At 63.2% G+C, this 21222-nt stretch carries 16 protein-coding genes; all 16 read right to left on the bottom strand.

The window, feature by feature from the left end; translation table 11 throughout:
• Positions 1 to 7: 7 nt before the first annotated feature.
• Positions 8 to 2170 carry an NAD-dependent DNA ligase LigA gene (gene ligA, locus NN662_RS07725; protein ID WP_261929711.1) on the bottom strand — a complete coding sequence of 721 codons (2163 nt, stop codon included), beginning with the start codon at positions 2168 to 2170 and terminating at the stop codon, positions 8 to 10.
• Positions 2171 to 2265: 95 nt separating this feature from the next.
• Positions 2266 to 3084, bottom strand: coding sequence for an endonuclease/exonuclease/phosphatase family protein (locus NN662_RS07720; RefSeq protein ID WP_261929710.1), 819 nt, complete (start codon positions 3082 to 3084; stop codon positions 2266 to 2268).
• Between the two features lie 28 nt (positions 3085 to 3112).
• On the bottom strand, positions 3113 to 4561 hold the full coding sequence (gene cls / locus NN662_RS07715; RefSeq protein ID WP_261929709.1) for a cardiolipin synthase: 1449 nt from the start codon (positions 4559 to 4561) through the stop codon (positions 3113 to 3115).
• A gap of 89 nt (positions 4562 to 4650) precedes the next feature.
• A complete protein-coding gene (recN, locus tag NN662_RS07710) occupies positions 4651 to 6321 on the bottom strand; it encodes a DNA repair protein RecN (RefSeq protein WP_261929708.1) in 1671 nt (556 codons plus the stop codon).
• 12 nt (positions 6322 to 6333) lie between these two features.
• Positions 6334 to 7203 carry an outer membrane protein assembly factor BamD gene (locus tag NN662_RS07705; RefSeq protein WP_261929707.1) on the bottom strand — a complete coding sequence of 290 codons (870 nt, stop codon included), beginning with the start codon at positions 7201 to 7203 and terminating at the stop codon, positions 6334 to 6336.
• A gap of 256 nt (positions 7204 to 7459) precedes the next feature.
• Positions 7460 to 8416: a UDP-3-O-acyl-N-acetylglucosamine deacetylase gene (gene lpxC / locus NN662_RS07700; RefSeq protein ID WP_261929706.1), complete on the bottom strand. Its 957-nt coding sequence runs from the start codon at positions 8414 to 8416 to the stop codon at positions 7460 to 7462.
• 285 nt (positions 8417 to 8701) lie between these two features.
• Positions 8702 to 10468 carry a cell division protein FtsZ gene (gene ftsZ / locus NN662_RS07695; RefSeq protein ID WP_261929705.1) on the bottom strand — a complete coding sequence of 589 codons (1767 nt, stop codon included), beginning with the start codon at positions 10466 to 10468 and terminating at the stop codon, positions 8702 to 8704.
• Positions 10469 to 10528: 60 nt separating this feature from the next.
• A complete protein-coding gene (gene ftsA, locus NN662_RS07690) occupies positions 10529 to 11860 on the bottom strand; it encodes a cell division protein FtsA (RefSeq protein ID WP_261929704.1) in 1332 nt (443 codons plus the stop codon).
• Positions 11857 to 12711, bottom strand: coding sequence for a cell division protein FtsQ/DivIB (locus tag NN662_RS07685; RefSeq protein ID WP_410010969.1), 855 nt, complete (start codon positions 12709 to 12711; stop codon positions 11857 to 11859). The genes ftsA and NN662_RS07685 overlap by 4 nt, the downstream gene beginning before the upstream one ends.
• Positions 12712 to 12776: 65 nt before the next feature.
• Positions 12777 to 13703: a D-alanine--D-alanine ligase gene (locus NN662_RS07680; protein ID WP_261929703.1), complete on the bottom strand. Its 927-nt coding sequence runs from the start codon at positions 13701 to 13703 to the stop codon at positions 12777 to 12779.
• A gap of 313 nt (positions 13704 to 14016) precedes the next feature.
• On the bottom strand, positions 14017 to 14979 hold the full coding sequence (murB, locus tag NN662_RS07675; RefSeq protein ID WP_261929702.1) for a UDP-N-acetylmuramate dehydrogenase: 963 nt from the start codon (positions 14977 to 14979) through the stop codon (positions 14017 to 14019).
• Entirely contained in the window at positions 14976 to 16391 is a 1416-nt protein-coding gene (gene murC / locus NN662_RS07670) for a UDP-N-acetylmuramate--L-alanine ligase (protein WP_261929701.1), read from the bottom strand. Before murC ends, murB begins: the two co-directional genes overlap by 4 nt.
• On the bottom strand, positions 16388 to 17518 hold the full coding sequence (gene murG, locus NN662_RS07665; protein WP_261929700.1) for an undecaprenyldiphospho-muramoylpentapeptide beta-N-acetylglucosaminyltransferase: 1131 nt from the start codon (positions 17516 to 17518) through the stop codon (positions 16388 to 16390). The genes murC and murG overlap by 4 nt, the downstream gene beginning before the upstream one ends.
• Positions 17519 to 17521: 3 nt before the next feature.
• Complete coding sequence (gene ftsW, locus NN662_RS07660; protein WP_261931897.1) at positions 17522 to 18676, bottom strand: putative lipid II flippase FtsW; 1155 nt, start codon at positions 18674 to 18676, stop codon at positions 17522 to 17524.
• 4 nt (positions 18677 to 18680) lie between these two features.
• Positions 18681 to 20093, bottom strand: a complete 1413-nt coding sequence (murD, locus tag NN662_RS07655) for a UDP-N-acetylmuramoyl-L-alanine--D-glutamate ligase (protein WP_261929699.1) — start codon at positions 20091 to 20093, stop codon at positions 18681 to 18683.
• A gap of 7 nt (positions 20094 to 20100) precedes the next feature.
• A complete protein-coding gene (mraY, locus tag NN662_RS07650) occupies positions 20101 to 21201 on the bottom strand; it encodes a phospho-N-acetylmuramoyl-pentapeptide-transferase (protein ID WP_261929698.1) in 1101 nt (366 codons plus the stop codon).
• Between the last annotated feature and the right edge of the window lie 21 nt (positions 21202 to 21222).

The raw sequence follows: 21222 nt of genomic DNA, 5'->3' as shown, positions 1-21222 counted from the left end.
GGTACCCTCACCCGCCGATCAGCGCCAGCCACTCGTCCTCATCCATCGTCTGGATGCCGAGTTCCTGGGCCTTGGTAAGCTTGGAACCCGCGCCGGGGCCGGCGACGAGGATGTCGGTCTTCTTCGACACCGAGCCCGCCACCTTGGCGCCGAGGCTTTCGGCCCTTGCCTTGGCTTCGTCGCGGGTGAACTTTTCCAGCGAGCCCGTGAAAACAACCGTCTTGCCGGCGACCGGACTGTCGGTCGTGGTGGGCATCTCGGCGGCCTCGGGGGTCACCTCGGCGAGAAGCCGTTCCAGAACCTCCAGGTTGCGCGGCTCCTTGTAGAATTCGACAATCGATCGCGCGACCACCTCGCCGATCCCGTCGATGTTGTTGAGATCGTTCCAGGCATCCCCGGAGAGGCTACCGGCTTCCTTCATCGCAGCCGCAAAGGCCTCATAGGCGCCGTAGGAGCGCGCGAGCAGCTTGGCAGTGGTCTCGCCTGCGTGGCGAATGCCGAGCGCGTAGATGAAGCGATGCAGGGCGATGGAGCGCCGGTCGTTGATGGCGGCATAGAGCTTCGCCACGCTGACCTTGCCGAAACCGTCAATGTTTTCGAGCTTGGTCAGCTCCGACTGCGCCTGGCGCTTTTCCAGCGTGAAAATGTCGGGTGCGGTCCGGATCTGCAGGGACGGATCCTCGTTCTCGAAGAAGAAGTCGACCTGCTTGGAGCCGAATCCCTCGATATCGAAGGCATTGCGCGAGACGAAGTGCTTGAGATGCTCGACGGCCTGCGCGCGGCACACGAATCCGCCCGTACAGCGCCGCACGGCGTCGACCTTGCCAGTCTTCTCGTTGACTTCCCGAACAGCATGGCTGCCGCAGACCGGACAGGTCGTCGGAAACCTGTAGGCTTCCGCATCCGCCGGCCGCTTCTCTTCCACGATATCGACGACCTGCGGGATAACGTCGCCAGCCCGCTGGACGATAACCGTGTCGCCGACCCGGATGTCGCGGCCCTCGCGGATTGGCTCGCCGGAATTGCCGATGCCCTTGATGTAGTCCTCGTTGTGCAGCGTCGCATTGGTGACGACGACGCCGCCGACGGTAACGGGCTCAAGCCGCGCGACAGGCGTCAGCGCCCCGGTGCGGCCGACCTGGATGTCGATGCCGGTCAGCTTCGTAAACGCCTGTTCGGCCGGGAACTTGTGCGCCGTCGCCCAGCGCGGCGAACGCGAGCGGAAGCCGAGCCGCTCCTGCAGGTCCAGCCGGTCGACCTTGTAGACGACACCGTCGATGTCGTAGTCGAGATCACCGCGCTTCAGGCCAATATCGCGGTAATGGGCGAGCAGATCGTCGATGGAGGACAGCCGCGCCATCAGCGGATTGACCGGAAAGCCCCAGTCTTTCAGCACCATAACCATGTCGTATTGCGTACGGGCTGGCATTTCCGACATCTCGCCCCAGGCATAGGCGAAGAATCTCAGTTTGCGGCTGGCCGTCACCTTCGGGTCGAGCTGGCGTAGCGAGCCGGAGGCGGTGTTGCGCGGATTGACGTAGGTCGGCTTGCCCTCTTCCTCCATCAGCTTGTTGAGCGCCAGGAAATCGGACTTGGCCATGTAGACCTCGCCGCGCACCTCGACGACTGCCGGAACCCCTGGCGGCAACCGGTCGGGTATCTGCGATATGGTGCGGATATTGGCGGTCACGTTCTCGCCGGTCGTGCCGTCGCCGCGCGTGGCCCCCGTCACCAGCCGGCCGTTCTCGTAGCGCAGCGACATGGAAAGCCCGTCGATCTTCGGCTCGGCGGTAAAGGCGATCGAATTATCCGGCAGCTGCCCAAGGAAGCGATAGACCGAGGCGACGAAGTCCTGCACGTCCTCATCGGAAAACACGTTGCCAAGCGACAGCATTGGGCGGGCATGGGTGACAGGCGCAAAGGTGTCGGACGGCGCCGAACCGACCTTCTTCGACGGGCTGTCGGCGCGGATCAGATCGGGAAACCGCTCCTCGATCGCATCGTTGCGCCGCTTCAGCGCGTCATAATCCGCATCGCTGATCTCCGGCGCGTCCTTGCCATGGTAGAGCGCATCGTGGCGGGCGAGCTCGGCGGCCAGAAAGGCGAGTTCGTTCTCGGCCTCTTCGCGGCTAAGGGTTTCGACGGGACGGGGCTCAGTGGTGTCGGACATCGGGTCGCCTCATGCAGAATTCCGCATTTTGTTTAGCCGTGAAGTCCAAGGAAGAAAACTGCCTTCCGCTCCGCCAAGACACTTTGCCCCCGACTTCAGCCGCCGGCCCGGTCGAGATTCACGACACCGGTCAGCGGCAGGTGGTCGGAGGCGATGCGCGACAAGGCGCTGTCATGCACCGCCAGTCCCTGCACAAGCCCCTGACGGTTGCCGAGAATGCGGTCGAGCGACAGCATCGGCAGGCGCGACGGGAAGCTCGGCACCGGCTGCGGCAGCGGTCCGAAATCCGCCTGCAGCGCCGACAGCGCCGAGCGTTCGCCAAGCCGCCATTCGTTGAAGTCACCCATCAGCACGGTGGCGATGTCCGGGCCGTTGCGCATCAGCGCGGCGATCGCATCCACCTGCCGCAACCGCGCCCAGCGCAACAGGCCGAAATGGGCGGCGATGAAGCGCAGGGCGGAGCCAGTCTCCAGTTCGACCTCGGTCACCAGCGCGCCGCGCGGCTCGATCCCCGGCAGGTTCATCTGGTGGATGTCGCGGATGATCGCCCTGCGCACGAAGAGCGCATTGCCGTGCCAGCCATGGGCGCGCGACAGCCCCGTGATCGGCACTGCCGTCAGGCCGGTCTCCACCTGCAGGCGTTTGACATCGAGAAGTCCGGTTCGCTCGCCGAAGCGCGTATCCGCCTCCTGCAAGGCAATCACGTCGGGATCGATCTCGCCGATCACCTTCAAGATGCGTTCGGGATCGAAGCGCCCGTCGGTGCCGACGCATTTGTGGACATTGTAGGAGGCGACGCGCAATTGGCCGGTCTCGACGGCGACCTTCTCCGCCGGCCGGCTCACCCGCCGTGTCCGTAGCGAGGTGATGATCGTCGAGGTCAGATTGTCCTTGCGCTGCCTTCGCATTGCCATCCTCTCGCGGCCCTCCTGCATCTTCCGGCTATAGATAGGGCGAACCCAGCCAAAGGATACGGTCAAAGAGCCGCAAGAGGAATGGTCGCCTGTGCAGGCTCTTCAGCGTCACGGGCTCCCCGCGCTCGATCACCGCGCCGATCCGCTTGGAGATCATATTCGCGAAATCTGCGTCGAACACTTCCAGGTCGATCTCGAAATTGAGCCGCAGCGACCGCGAATCGATATTCGAAGAGCCGACGAAGGACCAGCCGCCGTCGATGCAGAGCAGCTTGGAGTGGTTGAAGACGCCACCGCTCCGGTAGATGCGGCAGCCTTCCTTGATCAACTGGTCGAACTGCGCGGTCATGGCCCGGTCCACCAACATGAGATTATTGAGCGACGGCACGATGATCTCGACGTCGACGCCGCGCCGCGCCGCCGTCGCCAATGCACTGATCAGCTCCTTGTCCGGCAGGAAATAGGGCGACATGATTCGGATTGAATGCTTGGCGACCGAGAAGGCACCCAGCAGCATCTTCTGGTTGGCCTCCAGATGCCGGTCCGGACCGGACTGCACGGCGCGCATGAACACCGGGGATTTCGCCGCCGCATCGCCTGCCGCCACCTTCCAGGCCGGACCGTCCAGCGTCTCGCCGGTGGCGAAATGCCAGTCCTCGGCAGCACAGGTGAACAGGCTGCCGACGATGGGGCCGCGCACGCGGAAATGCGTGTCACGGGCGGAATCGGGCCCGCGAAAGGCGTCGCGGATGTTCATGCCGCCGACGAACCCGACCGAGCCGTCGACAGTCAGGATCTTCCGGTGAACGCGCAAGTTGGCATAAGGCAATCGCAGACCGACGATGACATTGCCGTTGAAGACATCGGCGCGCACCCCCTTGGAACGCAGATAGCCGAGGATGCTCGGCGTCGAGTAACGCGCGCCGACGGCATCGACGAGCACCCTCACCTCGACGCCGCGGCTCACGGCCTCGCCCAACCGGTCCGCCAGTGCCTTGCCGATCCCGTCGCGATCGAAAATATAGGTTTCCATCAGGATGCTGCGCTCGGCCTTGGCGACAGCATCCAGCATGGCCGCATAGGTTTCGTCGCCGGACGACAGGAGTTCGATGCTGTTGCCGGACGTGACCGGCCAGCGAGTCACGTGGTCGCCGAGCCGGACCATCGCGGCGGCGCGTTCGCCGAATATCGGCTCCAGTTCCCCGTCGGTCACTTCGAACTGTCTTGCATCGACATCCAGCACGTTATCCAGCGGATGACGCCGGTCGCGCAACTGCTGACGGCGGATCCGGTTGATGCCGGCGATGTAATAGAGCAGCGCGCCCACCACCGGTGAAAGCAGGATGATGCCGACCCAGCCGACGGCGGAGCGCACGTCATCCTTGGTCATGGCGGCATGGATTGCGGCAGGAGCACCCAAAAGAACGGAAAGGACGGCAAGGATGTGCGGCCAATAATGCGCAATGATGTCGATCATCGAACTCCTTTTCCCGTAGCCGGAACGACCGCAGGCAGAATGTCAGGTTCGGGTCGGGCCGCAAGCCGCCCCGAACGGCCGGCGGTCGCTCAACCGCCGGACAGGAGCTTGGCCGCCGCGGCCCTCGCCTCGTCGGTCACGGTGGCGCCGGCGAGCATGCGGGCGATTTCCTCCATTCGCGCCTCGCGCGCCATGCTGGCGACACGGGTGGCGATCCGGTCTTCCTTGCCGCTCGTCGGGGCCTTGGAAATCAGATAGTGCGTCGAGGCCCGTGCTGCCACCTGTGGCGCATGCGTCACGGACAAAACCTGCACGCGTTCGGAAAGTCGCTTCAGTCGCTGGCCGATGGCATCGGCCACGGCACCGCCGACGCCCGTGTCGATTTCGTCGAAGACCAGCGTCGGCGCCGATCCGCGATCGGCAAGCGCCACCTTCAGCGCCAGCAGGAAGCGCGAGAGTTCGCCGCCGGAGGCAACCTTCATGATCGGTCCCGGCCGGGTGCCGGGGTTGGTCTGCACATGGAATTCGATCGTGTCGATGCCGTCGGCGGACGCCTTTCCGGCATCCGTATCGACCTCGACGGTAAAGCGCGCCCGCTCCAGTTTCAGGGCAGGCAGTTCGGCCATGACGGCTCCGGCGAGCGCGTCGGCGGCGTTGTGACGCTTGGCCGACAGCGCCTTTGCCTTCAAGCCAAACGCTTCCCGGGCCGCGGCTTCCGCGCCTTCCAGAGCCGCGAGCTTTTCAGCCCCCGCATCGACATCGGCGAGATCCGCAATCATTCGCACCGCCAGCGCCGGCAGTTCGCTGACCGGGACCGAAAACTTGCGGGAGGCGGCCCGCAGCGCGAACAGCCGCTCTTCCACCCGTTCGAGTTCCCGCGGATCGAATTCCGTCCGACGCAGCGCTGTCTCGACCGACATTTGCGCTTCGGAAAGGCTGTTGAGGGCGGCGTCCAGCTGCTCGACGGTCTCCTCCAGCAGGCCGGGCGCTTCGTGCGACTTGCGCTCGAGCCGGCGCACCAGCGAGGCGATCAGCGGCACCGGCGACGCATTGCCGTTGAGGATTTCGCTCGCTTCCGAAATATCGCCGGCGATCCGCTCGGCCTTCATCATGTCGGCGCGACGCTCGGCAAGCTCCTCTTCCTCGCCATCGGTGGGTCCGAGCGATTCGAGTTCCTCGACCGAGGCGCGGAGATAATCGGCCTCGCGCGCGGCATCCTCGACACGCTGGCGCTGCTTCTTGACCGCCCGCTCCGCCTCGCGCATCGCCGCGTAGGCATGGGCCACATCCTCCGCTTCGGCCGTGAGGCCGGCAAAGGCGTCCAGCAGAGCCCGGTGCGCGTCGGTGTCGACAAGAGCGCGGTCATCGTGCTGGCCATGGATTTCCACCAGCATCTGGCCGCATTGGCGCATCAGCTGCACGCTGACAGGCTGGTCATTGATGAAGGCACGCGTGCGGCCGTCGGCGGACTGGACGCGCCGAAAGATCAGATCGCCGTCATCATCGATGTCGTTGTCGCGCACCAGACTGCGGGCGGGATGATCCATGCCGACATCGAAGACGGCCGTGACCTGCCCCTTGTCCTCGCCGTGTCGCACGAGGCCGCCATCGCCCCGGCCGCCAAGCGCCAGCGACAGACTGTCGAGGAGAATGGATTTGCCGGCACCGGTTTCGCCGGTCAGAACCGAGAGACCGTTTTCAAAGGCAAGGTCCAGCCGTTCGATCAGTACGATATCGCGGATCGAGAGCTGTGTAAGCATTCACCGTATGCCTTAGGTTCCGAGAAGCAGCTTCTTGCCGGCGCGCGAAATCCAGGAACCGGCATTTTCGCGCGGCTCGAGGCCGCCCGACTGCAACAGCTTATAGGAGTCGGCGTACCACTGGCTATCCGGATAATTGCGTCCGAGAACTGCCGCGGCCGTCTGCGCTTCGCTGGTGATGCCCATCGCGTAATAGGCCTCGACGAGACGCGCCAGCGCCTCTTCGATCTGGTTCGTGTTCGAGTATTTCTCGACGACGATCCGGAAGCGGTTGATGGAGGCGAGATATTCCTTGCGCTCCAGATAGTAGCGGCCGATCTGCATTTCCTTGCCGGCAAGGTTGTTGCGGGCATAACGGATCTGCTTCTGCGCTTCGTCGGCGTACTGGGACTGCGGGTAGTTGTCGAGCAGCTCCTGGCAGATATCGACGGTGCGCTGCGCATTGCGCTGGTCCTGCGTCACGTCGACGATCGTCCGGGCCGCAGACTGGCACATCAGGTAAAGGACATAATCGCTGTCGTCGGAATTGCTGTACTGCTTCATGTACCGCTTGCCGCTCTGGATCGCGGTCTCGTAGTCGCCCTGGCGGTACTTGATGAAGGTCGACATCACGAGCGCCTTGCGGGCCGAGTCGGTAAAGGGATGCTCGCGATCGATCGCGTCGAACTTGCGGCCGGCCTCGGTCATGTTGCCGGCCTTGATGTTGGCCAGACCCTGATTGTAGAGCTCTTCCGGCGGATCGGTCTGCACGCCGAGCTTGGTAATGTCGATATCCTTGTCGGACTGGCAGCTCGCCACGAGGGTGCCGGTGCCGAGCATCAAGGCGGAAACCAATGCCAGCCGAACGGTATTCTTTCTGGCAGATGACACTACATACTTCATCGAACAATCCCGTTTGTGCCGCATCGAAACAAGCGGCGTACTGTCTGGCGCATGAGACCGATGGCGTTTCTAGACCGAGATGCGCTTAAATGAAAGCAATAATGCAATTTTAAGGCAGGCGGCAGGCTTCCGGCCCATTTCCCCCATGGAATTGATTTATTTCCGTCTTCACGCATCCCCTCCCCGTCCCGGGCAAGGAAAAGGCCGCCTCCAGGGAAGCGGCCTGATGCGCGGCGATTCTCAATTCCTGCCCGGATCAAGCCGACCAGGGCGCAAATTCCGGGGCGTTGATCGCGACCATTTCGCGGGCCCGAACGGTCGGTGCCGGCACCTGCGTCTCGACCACTTCATAGGCCGTCGGATCGCTGAGGAGCGCCTTCAGCGCCTTGGCATTCATCTTGTGGCCGCCGCGGTAGGAACGGTAGAGGCCGATGAACTGCGCGCCGGCAAGGGCCAGATCGCCGACGGCGTCGAGCGTCTTGTGACGCACGAACTCGTCGACCGGGTAGCGCAGGCCTTCCGGATTGATGACCGTATGATCGTCGGAAATGACGACCGAGTTCTCAAGCGAGGAACCGAGCGCCAGACCGGCGGCCCAGAGGCGTTCGACATCGCGCATGAAACCGAAGGTGCGGGCAGCGCACAGCTCGTCCTTGAAGGTCTGCGCCGTCAGATTGCCTTCCCACTTCTGGCGGCCGATCAGCGGCGTGTCGAACTCGATCTCGACTTCGAAACGGGTGCCGTCATAGGGAAGAAATTCGCTCCAGCTCTGGCCTTCCTCGTAGCGGACCGGCTTCAGAACGCGAATGTAGCGGCGCTTGACGCCAAGATTGACGATGCCGGCTTCCTCGATGGCTTCGATGAACATCCGCGAAGAGCCGTCCATGATCGGCATTTCGGCGCCGTCGCATTCGATGACGACATTGTCGAGGCCGAGCGCGTAGATGGCAGCCATGACATGTTCTACGGTCGCGACCGAATGGGCCGGCGAGAAACCGAGAACCGTGCAGAAGTCGGTGTTACCGACCTGCGAGGAAACCGCCTTGAGTTCCGTCGACGTGCCGTCGGCATGCATGCGCTGGAAGATTACGCCGGTTCCGGCCTCGGCCGGGTTGAGCGTGATGCTGACCGGCTTGCCGGAATGAACACCGGCTCCGGAAATCGTCACCGGCTCTGCAACAGTCGTTTGAAAACTCAGCAAGCCAATTGCCATTCTCTTGTACCCTTTTAGCGCCGAGACCAGCTGGCACCCGCACCTATTGCCCCGAAATAAATCAAGTATGAGTTTCGGCCGACAAACGGCCGTTACGTCACCCACACGTCCCAGTGCATGTTTACGAGCGCCCGCGGGGAATTCCAAATCACTGTTTCTTTCCAATTGTTACGAACGCAAGCCATTGAATTAATTTCGGAATTGCGTCTCAAAACAAGGGCCTGAAACAAGATGGCCCGGGCATGTCTGCCCGGGCCATCGATACCGATCAGGAATCACTCGGTGTTAGTTGGACTGCCGGCGAAGGAAGGCCGGGATTTCCAGGTGATCGTCGTCGCGAGACGCGCTGGACTGCGGAGCCGCACGGCCGTGATCGTCGAGCTGGCCGCGACGCGGTGCGTAGAGGCTTGCCTCCGGCGAAAGCGCGCGGCGCTGCTGGACCGAGGGCTGTGCGGCCGGAGCCGGAGCCTCTGCCCGTGCATCGTCCTCTTCGTCACGACGCGACAGCGAGCTGGTGATCTTCTTCAGAAGACCCATCGGACCGCGTTCGTCGGCGTCGGGCGCATGGATGGTGTGCGCACGATGTTCGATCTCAGCCTTCAGGACCGGCGGAAAATCCTCGACCTTCGGCATGCGGACCGGTTCGACCATCTGGTTCATGGACGGCTCGCTGCGCAGCGTCGGCTGCGGAGCGACAGGTGCCGGTGCCGGAGCCCGCGGCATGACAGGTGCCGGTGCCGGAGCTGCAGCCATCGGCTGCGGCTGGGGCTGCGGCATCGGACGGACCGGAGCCGGCTGCGGCGCTTCAGCGACGGGTGCTGCGCCTACAAATAGCTTGCTCTGGGGGCGAAAGGTCTCGTCCTGCTGGACGACCTGCCTTTCTTCCTGAGAAGCCTGATGATGACGGTTGGCGATCTCGAGCTCGCGTTCCATCTCGGCTTCGGCAGAACGGATCGTGTCGGCGATCGGATCGGCAGGCTTCTGCTGAACCGGAGCCGCCGGAGCCGGCTGCTGCATCATTTGCGGCTTGGCAGCCGGGCGGACGATCGGGCGGGAAGCGATTTCCTGCTGATAGGCCTGGTTGATCTCGCGGTCGATGCCGGTGGCGACGACCGACACGCGGATGATGCCTTCCAGCGATTCGTCGAAGGTCGCGCCGAGGATGATGTTGGCGTCCGGATCGACTTCTTCGCGAATGCGGGTTGCAGCCTCGTCGACTTCGAAGAGGGTCATGTCGCGACCGCCGGTGATCGAGATCAGCAGGCCCTGAGCGCCCTTCATCGAGGTTTCGTCAAGCAGCGGGTTGGCGATTGCGGCTTCGGCTGCAGCCATTGCACGGCCTTCGCCGGATGCCTCGCCGGTGCCCATCATTGCACGGCCCATCTCGCGCATGACCGAGCGGACGTCGGCGAAGTCGAGGTTGATCAGGCCTTCCTTGACCATGAGGTCGGTGATGCAGGCGACGCCCGAGTACAGAACCTGGTCGGCCATCGCGAAGGCGTCGGCGAACGTGGTCTTGTCGTTGGCGATACGGAAGAGGTTCTGGTTCGGAATGACGATCAGCGTGTCGACCGACTTCTGAAGTTCCTCGATGCCCATCTCGGCGAGACGCATGCGGCGCGCGCCTTCGAAGTGGAACGGCTTGGTGACGACGCCGACGGTCAGGATGCCTTTGTTGCGGGCGGCCTGGGCCACGACCGGAGCTGCACCCGTGCCGGTGCCGCCGCCCATGCCGGCGGTGACGAAGCACATGTGGGTGCCGTTCAGGTGATCGACGATCTCGTCGATGCATTCTTCAGCGGCTGCGCGGCCGACTTCCGGCTGGGAACCGGCACCGAGACCTTCGGTGACCTGTACGCCGAGCTGGATGATGCGTTCGGCCTTGGACATCATCAGCGCCTGGGCATCCGTGTTGGCGACAACGAAGTCGACGCCCTGGAGGCCGGCGGTGATCATGTTGTTGACGGCGTTTCCGCCACCGCCACCGACACCGAATACGGTGATGCGGGGCTTCAGCTCCGTAATGTCTGGCTTCTGCAGCTTGATAGTCATGTACCCAGTTCCTTCTCGATTATGGCCGCATCGCCACGCCGGCCAATTCCTTGTGTTCCGTTAAAAACTCTCTTTCAGCCACTGTCCCATCCGCGCCAGACGGCCGTTGCCGCCGGACAGGGAGGACAGAAGACCGCCACCTGACGCGTGGGCTTCCTGACCGGCTGCCTGCGGATAGATCATCAATCCGACCGCAGTGGAGAAGGCCGGTCCCTTGGCCGCCGTCGGCAGCCCGGAGACACCCATCGGACGACCGACGCGGACGTTGCGGGCGAGGATGCGCCGTGCAACTTCCGGCAGGCCGGTCAGCTGGCTTGCGCCGCCGGTCAGCACGACCCGCTTGCCAACGATCGGGGAGAAACCCGAACGCTGGATGCGGTCCCGGATCAGTTCCAGCGTTTCCTCGACGCGGGCCCGGACAATGCGGGACACCAGCGCGCGCGGCACGTGGGTGGGAAGATCACGGTCATCGTCGCCAATCGGCGGAATGGTTATGACGTCGCCATCGTCGGCACCTGCCGGCAGAGCCGTCGCATGCACCGCCTTCAGGCGTTCGGCATCGTCGATGCGGCAGGAAAGCCCGCGCGCTAGATCGGTTGTGACATGGTGGCCGCCAAGGCTGATGGCGTCGGTGTGCACCAGCTTGCCTTCGGCGAAGACGGAAATCGTCGTCGTGCCGCCCCCCATGTCGATGGAGGCGCAGCCGAGCTCGATCTCGTCGTCAACGAGAGAGGCAAGACCGCTGGCATAAGGCGTTGCAACCATCGCCTCGACCGACAGGTGGGCGCGATTGACGGCAAGCTCCAGGTTCTTCAGCGACGGCACTTCGGCGGTCACCACATGCATGTCGACGCCGAGCAGGTCGCCGTACATGGCCAGCGGATCGCGGATGCCGCGCTCGCCGTCGAGCGTGAAACCGGCCGGGATCGAATGCAGCACGGTGCGCTCCTGGCGCATCGACTGCTGGGCCGCCAGCGACAGGACCTTGCGAAGGTCGTTCTCGACGACTTCCTGGCCGCCGAGATCGACGGTCGCGGTGTAGATCTCGCTGGCAAGACGACCGGCCGATACGTTGACGATCAGGCTGTCGACCGTGAGGCCGGCCATGCGCTCGGCCGAATCGACGGCGAGACGGACGACGTTTTCCAGCGCGTCCAGATCGACGATGACGCCGGTCTTTACACCACGCGAGCGCTGGTGGCCGATGCCGATGATTTCGATGCTGTGCGTGCGGCCCGGAAGGATCTCACTTTCCTGGCGCGGCGTCAGCCGGCCGATCATGCAGACGACCTTCGTCGAACCGATGTCGAGCACGGACACGACATGGGAGCGCTTCAGCGAAAGCGGCTTCATGCGAGGCAGGCCAAAACTCTGTGACCCGAAAAGGCTCATATCTGCCGCTCCGCTTTCTTCAGTTCTTTGAGGCGCACTGCAACGGCCGCATCGCGGCGCTTGGCGGCATCCGGGGTGAGTTCGATGGTGGTCCGGTCGGCAAGACGGAAGTCGACCGAAGTGATTTCACGCTCGAGCAGCTGCTGCGTCCGCTCCATGTCGGAGAGCTCGGCGAGCGCCTGATCGATGCCTTCGTCCGGCAGCTTCACGATGACGCCGTTGTTGAGATAGAGATCCCAGCGACGACCGCCGACGCGAACATAGGCCCTCACCCGCGCCTTGACGTCGGGCCAGGCTGCGAAATCCGCGTCGAATTCGCGGGCGGCCACTTCGGCATCACGACCGACGAGCAGCGGAAGGTTGACGAACTTGCCATCCTTGAGCGGCGCAATGACGGAACCGCTCTTCTCGATCAGGGAGAGATCCGAACCGTGCTGCCAGATGGCATAGGCCTGACGCTCGACCAGCCGAACATCGACGGTCTTGGGATAGATTTTGCGGACCTCGGCCTTCTCGACCCAGGGCAGCTTCTCGAGATTGCTCTTTGCCGCCTCGGCGTTCAGCGCCATCAACGAGGTTGCGCCGTCAAGGCCAAGCACCTGCAGGATCTCGATCTCGGACGTCTGGACGTTGCCGGAGACCTTGACGTCCTCGATGGCGAAGCCGGCCGCGGTCGTCGTCGCCTGGGCAACGGCATCCGCATGTCCACCCAGGACCATGCCGTAGATGCCGACAGAGGCGAGAAATGCGATCGCCGAGACGGTTCCGACGTGCTCCGGAATATGCACCCGTCCACCGGCGAGGCTCGACATGAAGCGAACCACGCGCCGAACCGGACGCGGCAGAACCATCACCTTCTGCTGCGACACAGGAGCGACAGGCTCCCGCCCCGATTGTCTCTTCAGACTTTGCAGCTTCAACGCAGGCACGACGCGTCCTCCACCATCCAACGGAGAAATTCACCAAAGGAAAGACCCTTGTGCTGGGCCATTTCCGGTACGAGCGAGGTCGCGGTCATGCCGGGCTGCGTGTTCACTTCCAGCCAGATAATCTCACCTTCCCCACCAGCGCTATCGTCGAACCGGAAGTCCGAGCGGCTGACGCCGCGACACCCGATGGCACGATGCGCCTGGAGAGCCAGTGTTTGTATTTTTTGGTAAATAATCGGTGAAATTTCCGCCGGAAGGACATGTTTTGATCCACCCGGCGCATACTTCGACTCGTAATCATAAAATGTGTTGCCCTGCGGCAATACTTCCGTCACGCAGAGCGCCTCGTCACCCATGACGCCACAGGTCAATTCCCGTCCGGGAATGTAACGCTCGACCATGACGCGGTCGCCGTACTTCCACTCCGATGAGGCCAGGAACTGCGGCGGATGCGACTGGTCTTCCTTGACGATGACGACACCGAAGGACGAACCTTCCGTGACCGGCTTGACCACATAAGGCGGCTCGATCGGATGCTTTTCGCCGATCTCGAAGCGGTTCATCACGCGGGCCGGCGCGACCGGAATGCCGTGCGCCATCGCCACGCATTTCGCCTGCTGCTTGTCCATGGCCAGCGCCGAGGCAAGCACGCCGGAATGAGTGTAGGGAATCTGCAGGTATTCGAGCACACCCTGGATGGTGCCATCCTCGCCGAATGGACCGTGAAGCGCATTGAAGGCGACATCGGGCTTGAGTTCGGCAAGAACGGAGGAGACGTTGCGGTCGACATCGACGCGTGTGACGCGATATCCCACCTGCTCGAGCGCATCCGCGCAGGCGTTGCCCGAAGAAAGGCTAACGGGCCTTTCGGAGGAAAACCCTCCCATCAGGACAGCCACGTGCTTGGCACTCATAAATACCCCCAAACTAGACTTCTCAACCTATGCGCCGACGCTTGCGTCAGACTGGCGGCTTCGTGAATCGGTTAACGGCAATCGCCTGAAACCCACTTCAAAACCATTATGGTTAATATTGCGTTTACTTTCGTTAACTGATGTAGCGATTGAGGAAATTCATCCTCCGCAATAGGTCGGTTCAGTACCGCCTCTCTCATACAAATCAGACACTTGCATGGCAAAAGAGACTCAAGACATGAGCACGAAAAGAAACACCCCTGATCCGGCTGGCAGACAGGGGTGTTAACGATCGGATTAACGAATTCGAGGCCTACGGGGTAAAGATTTCAACCTCGCGTCCCGGCATGAAATTGCCGATCCGCTTGATCTCCCATTCCAGCAGAATGCCCGAATTCTCGTAGACCCGGCGGCGCACGGTCTCGCCGAGGCTTTCGAGATCGTAGGCGGTCGCCTGCCCCGTATTGATCATGAAATTGCAGTGCAGCGACGACATCTGCGCGCCGCCATAAACGAGACCGCGGCAGCCCGCCTCGTCGATCAGTTTCCAGGCGGAATGGCCGGGCGGGTTCTTGAACGTCGAGCCGCCGGTCTTTTCGCGAACCGGCTGTACGGTTTCGCGATGCTCGCGAACGGCGTCCATGTCGGCGCGAATCTTCGCCTTGTCTTCCGCATAGCCCTCGAAGGTCGCAAACGTGAAGATCAGGTCGGCCGGCGCTTCCGAGTGGCGGTAGCTGTAGCCCATGTCGGCATTGGTAAGCCGGACCGGATTGCCCTTGCGGTCGACGGCTTCGACCTCGACCAGACGCTCGCGCGTTTCCGAGCCATTGGCGCCGGCATTCATGCGCACGGCACCGCCGATTGCGCCAGGAATACCGTAATAGAACGCAAAGCCGCCAATGCCATTGTCGAGCGCCATGGCGGCGATGTTCTTGTCCGGGCAGATTGCGCCGGCACGGATGCGGTTGTCGCCGGCGAGATCCACCGATCCGAACCCCTTCGCAGACAGCCGGATGACAACGCCCGGAATGCCGCCGTCGCGCACCAGAAGGTTCGACCCCACGCCGATGATCGTCACCGGCACGTCATCCGAAAGGCTCTTCAGAAACGCCGAGAGATCTTCGACATCATGCGGCTGGAACATCAGTTCGGCAAAGCCGCCGGCACGGAACCAGGTCACGCGGTCCATCGGCGCATTCGGCGTCAGCCTGCCCTTCAACCCATTCACGCTGTCGCCAAGCGAGGCGAGCAGCTTTTCACCATCTACAGTCTTCATTCACCAGCTCCGGGAAGAGCAGCCAGTTCGCCTTCGAGCGCCGCTGCCCAGTATGTAATGCTTCCTGCCCCCAGAAATACGACGTAGTCGCCCGGCCGGGCAAGCTCGGCGACGATCGGGGCGATGTCCGCCGGCGTCGCAACGTAACGCGCATCGCGGTGCCCGCCGGCACGGATCGCCGAGACCAGCGCTTCGCCGTCGGCACCCTCGATCGGATCCTCGCCGGCCGCATAGACCGGCGCGATCAGGATGCTGTCGGCATCGTTGAAACAGGCCGAAAAATCATCGAACAGGCTCGACAGGCGAGAATAGCGATGCGGCTGGTGGATGGCGATGATTCGGTTGGGGCATGCATCGCGCGCGGCGCGCAGGACCGCCTTGATCTCGACCGGGTGATGGCCGTAGTCGTCGAAGATGTGAACGCCGTTCCATTCGCCCACAGGCGTAAAGCGCCGCTTGACGCCGCCGAAGGAGGCGAGCCCCTTCTTGATGTCCTCTTCCGAAATGCCGAGCCGGTTGGCAACGGCAATCGCAGCCGTGGCGTTCGACACGTTGTGCCGCCCGGGCATGGGCAGGACAAGATCCTTGAATTCGAAGATGCGTCCCGTGCGCCGACGACGGATGACCACGTCGAAGATCGCACGCGCGCCTTCGGTGCGCACGTTCATGAAGCGCACGTCGGCCTGCGGGTTTTCACCATAGGTGATGACCTTGCGGTCTTCGATGCGGGCGACCAGCGCCTGCACTTCCGGATGATCCAGACACATGACGCCGAAACCGTAGAAAGGCACGTTCTCGACGAACTGCCGGAAGGCGGCGCGCACGGCATCGAAGGATCCGTAATGGTCAAGATGCTCGGGATCGATGTTGGTCACGACGGCGACATCGGCCGGAAGTTTCAGGAAGGTGCCGTCGCTCTCGTCGGCCTCCACCACCATCCACTCGCCCTCGCCCATGCGCGCATTGGTGCCGTAGGCGTTGATGATACCGCCATTGATGACGGTCGGATCGAGGTTGCCGGCTTCGAGAAGCGTGGCGACCATCGAAGTCGTCGTCGTCTTGCCGTGAGTGCCGCCAATGGCGATCGCATTGCGGAAACGCATCAGCTCGGCCAGCATCTCCGCCCGGCGGACGATCGGCAGCGATTTCTCGCGCGCGGCGATGAGCTCCGGATTGTTCTTCTTGATGGCGGTCGAAACGACCACGACTTCGGCATCGCCGAGGTTCTCCGCCTTGTGGCCGATGAACACTTCGATGCCCTTGTCACGCAGACGCTGCACGTTGGCGCTGTCGTTCTGGTCGGACCCCTGAACCTTGTGGCCGAGATTGTGCAACACTTCGGCAATGCCGCTCATGCCGATGCCACCGATGCCGACGAAGTGTACGAGGCCGATGGCCTGCGGCATTTTCATGCGACTGCTCCCTTGAATTTCTGTACGCCCTGCCTGTCGGCAATAGCTTCAACCATATCGGCAAGCAAGTCCGCAGCGTTCGGCTTCCCCGTCCCTTTCGCGGCCAGCGCCATTTCGGCAAGCCTTTCGGGGTCGTTCATCCAGTCGGCAATCATGCCCGACAGGCGCTCCGGCGACAGATCGCGCTGCTGGATCACCTCCGCGCCGCCCTTGGCCGCGAGCGCCGCCGCATTGGCCGACTGGTCGTGGTCAAGCGCATGCGGATAGGGCACGAGGATGGCCGGACGGCCGATGACCGAGATTTCCGAGACGGTCGACGCGCCGGAACGGCAGATCAGCATCTGCGCCGAGGCAATGCGCTCCGCCATGTCGGTGAAGAAGGGCGAGACGTCGGCCGGAACGCCAAGGCCGGCATAGGCCGCGATGACCGCATCCTTGTCCTCGGGCCGGGCCTGCTGGGTGATCTTCAAACGCGCCCTCAGTGCGTCCGGCAACTGTTCGACGGCGGCAGGCAGCGCCTGCGAGAAATACTGGGCGCCCTGGCTGCCGCCGAAGACGACGAGATGGAAGGGCTGGCCTTCGCCCGAAGCAGCATAGGGGATCTCGGACGCCGCGATGACGGCCGGACGAACGGGATTGCCGGTCGTCACCGTCTTCTCCGAGAACGTGCCGCCCTGCTCGGGCAGAAACCCGCCGGCGATCGCCTGGACGCGGGCGGCAAGCGCCTTGTTGGCCCGACCCATCACGGCGTTCTGCTCATGGATCATCGACGGCACATGCAGCGCGGTCGCAGCCAGAAGCGGCGGGACTGTCGGATAGCCGCCGAAACCGACGACCACCTTCGGCTTGACCGAAAGGACCATGCGCTTGGCCGTGCGGTATCCGGTCCACAGCGTCAGCAGGGATTTGGCGACGGAAGCCGGGTTCTTCGAGGCGATCGTCGCCGACGGCACCACATGCAACTCGTCGGCGGGGAACTTGCCGGCATAGCGTTCGGCGCGGCTGTCGGTGACCAGATGGACGCTGTAGCCACGCGCCTTCAGCGTGTGCGCCAGCGCTTCGGCCGGAAACAGATGACCGCCGGTCCCGCCGGCGGCCAGCATGACGATACCTTTTGAACCCGTCATCGATTACTCCGCTGCTACGCTTTCCTGGACGCGAAACATGCTGCGCTCCTGCGCCCGCCGTTCGGGCCGGTAGCGGGTCAGCGCCAGGATGAAGCCGGCCGTCACCGCGATCGCCACCATCGACGATCCGCCGTAGGAAATGAAGGGCAGCGTCATGCCCTTGGCCGGCAGCAGTTCGAGATTGACGCCGATGTTGATCATCGACTGGATGCCGAGCTGCAGCACCAGGCCGGCAATCGCAAACCGCTGGAAGTCGTTCTTCTCCTTCAGCGCATGCGACAGGCCGCGCATGACGATGAAGGCGAAGATCAAAACGATGAACATGCAGAAGATGATGCCGAACTCTTCGGCCATCACCGCAAAGATGAAGTCGGTATGGCTGTCGGGAATGATCCGCTTGACGGTGCCCTCGCCCGGCCCCTGGCCGAGAAAGCCGCCGCGCATGATCGCATCGCGCGCCGCATCCACCTGGAACGTGTCGCCCTCGCCGGTCAGGAACCGGTCGACGCGCCCCGTCACGTGCGGCAGCATGTAATAGGCCGTCATGAAGCCGACAACGCCGAGACCGCCGAGAACGCCGATCCACAGCCACGGAACGCCGGCCATGAAGAACATGCCGCTCCATACGAGACTGGTCAGGATCGTCTGGCCAAGGTCCGGCTGGGCGACGAGCAATGCCGCGACGATGACGAACAGGATCATGGCGAAGAAATTGCCCGGAATCTCCGGCTGGCGGGCATGTTCGGAAAACAGCCAGGCACAGATGACGATGAAGGCAGGCTTCATGAATTCGGACGGCTGCAGCGAGAACGAGCCGATATTGATCCAGCGCCGCGAGCCCTTGACCTCGACGCCGAAGAACAGCGCGATCAGCATCAGTGCGATCGCCGCCACCAGCATGATCAGCGCGGTGCGACGCACCTGCCGCGGCGTCAGGAACGACAGCCCGATCATCACCGCGATCGACGGAACCAGGAAGACCGCATGGCGGATGACGAAATGGAAGCTGTCATAGCGCAGCCGCTCGGCCACCGCCGGCGATGCCGCGAACGACATCATCATGCCGATCCCCATCAGCAGCACGAACACTGCCAGGAGATATCGGTCTATGGTCCAGAACCAGTCGGCGACCGGCCCGCGCTTCGCTCGGCTCATCACCATGTCAATTTGCTCCCGTTTCCTGATCGATCAGCATCGCCACGCCATCGAGTGCCCTGACATGCCCGACAAAGGCGTCACCGCGCACTTCGAAGTTCTTATACTGGTCGAAGCTTGCGCAAGCCGGGGATAAAATGACCGCTACGGGCCCATTTCCATCTTTTTCGGCATCCTTGGCCGCATGCGCGACCGCCTTTTCCAGCGTGCCGGAAATTTCATAGGGCACAGCCTCGCCGAGCGTCGCGGCAAAGGCCGGCGCCGCTTCGCCGATCAGATACGCCCTGGCGATCTTCGGGAAGAAGCCCGTGAGACTGGTAATCCCCCCCTCTTTCGGCAGTCCGCCGGCAATCCAGTAGATGCGGTCGAAGCTCGACAATGCCGGCGCCGCCGCATCGGCATTGGTGGCCTTGGAATCATTGACGAAGACGACGTCGCCACGTCGGCCGACCGGCTGCATCCGGTGCTTGAGGCCGGGGAAGGAATTGAGGCCGGCGACGATCTCCTCTTCGGAGACGCCGACCGCCCGGCAGGCGGCAATCGCGGCGGCCGCATTCTGCGCATTGTGGGCGCCGCGCAGCGTCTGGATGGCGGAGAGGTCTGCCACCTTGTGCGTCGCGCCACTATCAGCTTCGACGATCCCGCCCTTGTCGAGATAATAGCCATCCGCCAGCACCTGCCGGCTGGAAATGCGCCTGACGGTCACGCCGGCACGCTCGATGCGGTCGGCGATCATCACGCAGTAGCTGTCGTCGACGCCGACGACGGCCGTCCTGCTGCCGGCGACCAGCCGTTCCTTGATGTCGGCATAATGCTGCATCGTGCCATGCCGGTCGAGATGATCCGGCGTCAGGTTGAGAAGCACGCCGGCGGTCGGATCGAGCGTCGGAGCAAGGTCGATCTGGTAGGACGAGCATTCGACGACGAAGAACCGGCCGTCCTTCGGCGGATCGAGCGTCAGCACGGCCGTGCCGATATTGCCGCCAAGCTGGGTGTCGCGCCCGCTCGCTTTCAGGATATGGGCGATCAGCGCCGTCGTCGTCGACTTGCCGTTGGTGCCGGTGATGGCGATCAGCGGGCAGTTCGGCGCAAGGGCGCGCCGTTCGCGAACGAAGAGTTCGACGTCGCCGATGATTTCGACGCCCGCCGCCCGGGCAAGGTCGACGGTCCAGTGCGGCTTCGGATGCGTCAGCGGAACGCCGGGAGAAAGAACGAAGGAGGCGACCGAAGACCAGTCGATGCCGCGCAGATCGGCAGTCGGAACGCCGGCCTTGTCTGCCCTCTCGACGCTTGCCGGGTTGTCGTCCCAGGCGATGACATCTGCACCGCCGTCGACCAGCGCTTTCGCCGTCGCAAGACCGGAACCGCCGAGCCCGAAGAGAGCAACCGTCCTGCCCTTGAAGGAATTGACCGGGATCATCGCGCCCTCAACGGATCTTGAGGGTCGAGAGGCCGAGCATGGCGAGCGCCATGGCGATGATCCAGAAGCGGATGACCACCTGGCTTTCTGTCCAGCCGAGCTTTTCGAAATGATGATGGATCGGCGCCATCAGGAAGACGCGCTTGCCGGTCATCTTGAAATAGCCGACCTGGATGATGACCGACAGCGTTTCCATGACGAACAGGCCGCCGATGATGGCCATGACGATCTCGTGCTTGGTGGCAACGGCGACGGTGCCGATGAGGCCGCCGAGCGCCAGCGAACCGGTGTCGCCCATGAAGATGGCCGCCGGCGGCGCATTGAACCACAGGAAGCCCATGCCCGCGCCGATGACCGCGCCGAGCACCACCGCCAGCTCACCCGTGCCGGGCACGAAATTGATCTGGAGATAGTTGGCGAAGACGGCATTGCCGGCAAGATAGGAGATCGCGCCGAAGGAGGCGGCGGCAATGATCACCGGCACGATGGCCAGGCCGTCGAGGCCGTCGGTGAAGTTGACGGCATTGCCGGCACCGACGACGACGAACCCGCCGAACAGGATGAAGAACCAGCCGATATCGAGGACGAAATCCTTGAAGAACGGAAACGCGATCGAGGTCGCAAGCTTCGCGCCGTTCGGCTCGCTGTGCTCCGACATCAGCATCATCGCCAGGACGGCGATGGCGGCGATCACGAACTCGATGCCGAGACGCGCGCGCGCCGAAAAGCCCTTCTCCGTCTGCTTCGTCACCTTCAGGTAGTCATCATAGAAGCCGATGGCGCCGAAGCCGAGGGTGACCAGCAGCGTTGCGACCACGTAGATGTTGGACAGATCCGCCCACAGCATCGACGAACCGATGATGCCAGCCAGAATCATGAGACCGCCCATGGTCGGCGTGCCGGCCTTCTTGAAATGGGTCTGCGGCCCGTCGGCACGGATCGGCTGCCCCTTGCCCTGCCGGATGCGCAGGGAGGAAATGATGCTCGGCCCGAACAGGAAGACGATCATCGCCGAGGTGAAGACGGCGGCGCCGGTGCGGAAGGTAATGTAGCGGAAGAGATTGAAGAATTGCAGGTGATCCGCAAAGTCCACGAGCCAGAGAAGCATAAGAAACCTTTCAGAAAGAGG

The organism is Rhizobium sp. NRK18 (assembly GCF_024385575.1).
In the GTDB taxonomy this organism is placed as follows: domain Bacteria; phylum Pseudomonadota; class Alphaproteobacteria; order Rhizobiales; family Rhizobiaceae; genus JANFMV01.
Note: the sequence above shows the minus strand (reverse complement) of the source record. Positions and strands in the feature narration are given on the sequence as shown.